At 60.7% G+C, this 4,705-nt stretch carries 1 protein-coding gene; it reads right to left on the bottom strand.

Translation table 11 applies throughout. The annotated features are described in order from the left end of the window. Nucleotides 1–171: 171 nt before the first annotated feature. Entirely contained in the window at nucleotides 172–4,530 is a 4,359-nt protein-coding gene (locus tag NKJ80_RS31280) for a Ulp1 family isopeptidase (protein ID WP_352498953.1), read from the bottom strand. Between the last annotated feature and the right edge of the window lie 175 nt (nucleotides 4,531–4,705).

The following is a 4,705-nucleotide window of genomic DNA, read 5'->3' as shown; positions in this document are numbered from 1 at the left end:
AGGCACGTTGGCCGCGTGACAGTGAGCTATGCTGGAGATTGGGGTGACGAGGCTGATCAAGCCTTCCAACAGTACCAGCCTGATCAATTACAGCGAGAGCTACCGGTCCGGAGATCGCATCAGCGCCTCTGTCGTCAAGAGAGCTGTTCTGCTTGACCCCAGCCATGGAGCTCAACGCCCCGCGTCGGAGCGCTCCCTGCTTCTGAAGGAAGCCATTAGGTCCGCTCGGGCTTGATCGGAGGCTTGGCTGATGGACGTCGTGGTTGCTTCGCTCAGTTGCCGCCCCATGGCGCGGCTTTGCGGATTATCAGTCCTCTGCCTCTTCGCCGGTCTCAACAGCGCTGTGTAATGTTCATTGTTTATGATGACGCCCCCGCTGTTCACGAGGTTGCTCCTGTCAAGTGTACTCGTCAGTCCGTCCTGGGCCTCACGCTTCTTGCCCAAGTGCCGTTCAAACGGCGCTGGCGCGACTTGTTGAGCTCGAGAGATGGGTCCCTGCTCTCCTGCGTGGCCATGAGCTTGTGCCGCGGTCTGCGCAGCGGCGTCCCCAATGGCACGAGCCTCCATGCCGACTGCGTCTTCCGGACGAGCAGCAAGGGCAATTTCGCGCCCGAGTGCGAACTTCCGGACATGAGTTAGTGCACTGATGTCAGCGGTTTTCATATAGCGCTTGGCATCTTCATCCAGCGACCGCTCGTGAAGCCGATCCGCAATCCCCGGCTTTTTGTTTTCAACCAGGCATTGACTGAAACGTCTAAGAGCAGACCCATAGACCTCAACGGTACGGGGTTTCGGCCCGGTCGGCGCTGCCTCGTACGCTTTGATGAGAGCCGCTGTGTACTCTCTGATGAGCACGGCGTCGGCAGGGTGGGGATTCAGGGCAGGGCGGCCCACCACTGGCGCTCCGCCCGCCCACGTCTTGAGACGACCCAGTGACCCAGCCACGGCCGAGGGGCCGCCACCCCAGATCTCGTACTCCTTGCGATCCCGATCCAGCGACGAATCGTGAAGCCGATCCGCAATCCCCGGCTTGTTATTTTCAACGAGCCAATGACCAAAGCCGAAAAGAATATCTACATGGCGCTTGACCGTGATCTCCCCGACCTTACCGGCATAGAGTGCTGACCTCAGCCCTTCGACAAGGGTCGCATCGTTGGAATAAAGAGGACCCTTGTCGGGACCGGAGACCACTTTTGGGCGATCTGGCTGCACCGCCGCCGGCACAGAACGAGCATGGTCACGCAACTCGGACGGTGCGGGGGGATTCAGATCAACCACTGACGAATCCGGCGCATGATGATGGCGCGCCGTTGAGTGACCCGGCTGCAGCACCGAGGCACCCAGCATCGACCCACTGCCTCCGGCGTACGGCGCCGCGGCGTGTTCTTGTCCGCTCCCTTGCATCATGGGCTGCGCCTCCCATGGCAATGCACCCACTTGATGGGTGGGGGCCTGCATCAGCACGCGAGCGCCTGAATTGCCGATCTCGCTCAGCTGCGGCTCAGTGGCAACGTCCTGCAGACGACTGTTCGGGGTCCTTTGCCTCTTCGCTGGTCTCAACTCCGCTGTATCATGCTCACGGTTGATGAGGACCTCCTCGCTTGGTAGCTGGTTGCTCCTGTCCTGTGCAGCGATCCGCTCGTCCGGCGCGCGCTGGTCGCCGTCGCGCCAGCTCAGGGGACGAAAGGACCCTGCGGGATCCGAGGCTTGGTGATGGGGCCCAGTTGGCACGAAAGACGATGCCAGAACAGCGTCGTCTTCATTAGCTTTCCCAGGGGGGAGATACTCTGGCCAACTGTATTCCTCCTGCGGCCCGCTGCGCTGCGCAGCGGCGTCCCCCTTGCTCTCAAGACTTTGAAATTTAAATGGGTCCCCGGGAGCAACGTCTGGCGCTGACTGGCCGAGCCGCTTGATCTGCTGGTAAAACGTCCCAACGGGGCTTTCCTTAACCGCGTCTCGGGCCTGTCGGTCCATGAGTTCAAAGTTCGTAAGATTATTTGCCGTTCCGAATGTATTGTCACCCCTGAGGCGGGTTTGTAGTGCCTGCCGATTGACGACGAGGTTGTTGAGGTTCAGGTTATCTGGCTGCGATTGCAATCGCCCAACCAGCGCCCGCGTGCCGTCCACCACGTAGACTCCGCAATCCACCACGTTGCTCTGCTGGGCGATGCGGGATACGCCCACGCGGGTCTCCAGGCTGGCGCCCAGCCTTTCTGCGAGGTGTTTTGCAAGCTTGTCATTGCATCCGTTGTAGGAGTCATAATGATAGGCAACCGGCCGTTCCCGGTCGCTGCGATCAACGAACAGCAGCGACCAATGGGTGCCGCGCTCCGCAAGAGTCTTACCGCCATCGCTCACTGGCACGAACAGGAAGTCGGCTGTGTCGTTACCGTTCTGATGGACGATGCGCTGGAATGCGCTTAGCATGACGCTCTCGGAGCCCAAGCGCAGATGATAATTGGCTACGAGGGGATCCACGAACCGCGTCCGGGCGGCGAGATCTGGATTGTTCCCCTGCAACTCCTGCTCCAGGAGTTGGTAATCCCTCTGGATATGTTCGTCGCCTAGCCATTCCAATGCGCCGAGCACCCGCCCGTCTTTAGCTTTCCCAGGGGGCCTCTCTGGCCGACCCAATGCCTCCTGCGTCCCGCTGCGCTGCGCAGCGGCGTCCCCAATGGCACGAGCCTCCATGCCGACTGCGTCTTCCGGACGAGCAGCAAGGGCAATTTCGCGCCCGGGTGCGAACTTCCGGAGATGAGCTAGTGCACTGATCCTCCGGTTACCACCGGAGTTCACATAGCGCTTGGCATCTTCATCCAGCGACCCCTCGTGAAGCCGATCCGCAATCCCCGGCTTTTTGTTTTCATGCAGGTATTCACTGAAACGTATAAGAGTAGATCCATAGACCTGAATGGTACCGCGATTCGGCCCGGTCGCAGGCGCTTCTTTGTACTCTTTGATGAGAGCCGCTGTGTAATCTCTGATGAGCGCGGCGTCGGCAGGGTAGGGATTCCGGACAGGGCGGTCGACCACTGGCGCTCCGCCCGCCAACGTCTTGAGACGACCCAGTGCTCTAGCCACGATCGAGGGGCCACCCCTGCTCTCGTACTCCGAGGGGCCACCCCTGCTCTCGTACTCCTTGCGATCCTGATCCAGCGACGATTCGTCAAGCCGAGCAGCAAATCCCGGCCTGTTATTGTCAAAGAGCCAACGACCAAAGCCGAGAAGAGAATTTACATGGCGCTTGACCGTGCTCTCCTTGACCTTACCCGCGTAAGCTGACCTCAGCCCTTCGACAACGGTCGCATCGTTGGAATAGAGGGGACCCTTGTCGCGACCGGAGACCCCTATTGGAGGATCTGGCTGCACCGCCGCCGGCACAGAACGAGCATGGTCACGCAACTCGGACGGTGCGGGGGGATTCAGATCAACCACTGACGAATCCGGCGCATGATGATGGCGCGCCGTTGAGTGACCCGGCTGCAGCACCGAGGCACCCAGCATCGACCCACTGCCTCCGGCATACGGCGCCGCGGCGTGTTCTTGTCCGCTCCCTTGCATCATGGGCTGCGCTTCCCATGGCAATGCACCCACTTGATGGGTGGGGGCCTGCATCAGCACGCGAGCGCCTGAATTGCCGATCTCGCTCAGCTGCGGCTCAGTGGCAACGTCCTGCAGACGACTGTTCGGGGTCCTTTGCCTCTTCGCTGGTCTCAACTCCGCTGTATCATGCTCACGGTTGATGAGGACCTCCTCGCTTGGTAGCTGGTTGCTCCTGTCCTGTGCAGCGATCCGCTCGTCCGGCGCGCGCTGGTCGCCGTCGCGCCAGCTCAGGGGACGAAAGGACCCTGCGGGATCCGAGGCTTGGTGATGGGGCCCAGTTGGCACGAAAGACAATGGCAGAACAGCGTCGTCTTCATTAGCTTTCCCAGGGAGCTCGCGCCCGAGTTCGGACTTCCGGAGATGAGCTAGTGCACTGATCCCACCGGAGTTGTTATAGCGCTTGGCATCTTCATCCAGCGACCCCTCGTGAAGCCGAGCCGCAATCCCCGGCTTTTTGTTTTCAACCAGGTATTCACTGAAACGTCTAGGAGCAGATCCATAGGTCTGAATGGTAGCGGGATTCGGCCCGGTCGGCGCTGCCTTGTACTCTTTGATGGGAGCCGCTGTGTAATCTCTGATGAGCGCGGCGTCGGCAGGGTCGGGATTATTCAGGACAGCGGCGCGGTCCAGCACTGGCGCTCCGCCCGCCCACGTCTTGAGATGACCCACTGCTCTAGCCACGTCCGAGGAGCCACTCTTGCTCTCGTACTCCTTGAGATCCGGATCCAGCGACTCCTCGTGAAGCCGAGCAGCAAATCCCGGCCTGTTATTATCAAAGAGCCAACGACCAAAGCCGAGAAGAGAATTTACATGGCGCTTGACCGTGCTCTCCAATGCTGACCTCAGCCCTTCGACAACGGTCGCATCGTTGGAATAAAGATGACGCTTGTCGGGACCGGAGACCCCTATTGGAGGATCTGGCTGCACCGCCGCCGGCACAGAACGAGCAGGGTCACGCAACTCGGACGGTGCGGGGGGATTCAGATCAGCCACTGACGAATCCGGCGCATCATGATGGCGCGCCGTTGAGTGACCCGGCTGCAGCACCGAGGCACCCAGCATCGACCCACTGCCTCCGGCGTAGGGCGCCGCGGCGTGTTCT

This window comes from Mesorhizobium sp. M0030, assembly GCF_040323695.1.
In the GTDB taxonomy this organism is placed as follows: domain Bacteria; phylum Pseudomonadota; class Alphaproteobacteria; order Rhizobiales; family Rhizobiaceae; genus Mesorhizobium.
Note: the sequence above shows the minus strand (reverse complement) of the source record. Positions and strands in the feature narration are given on the sequence as shown.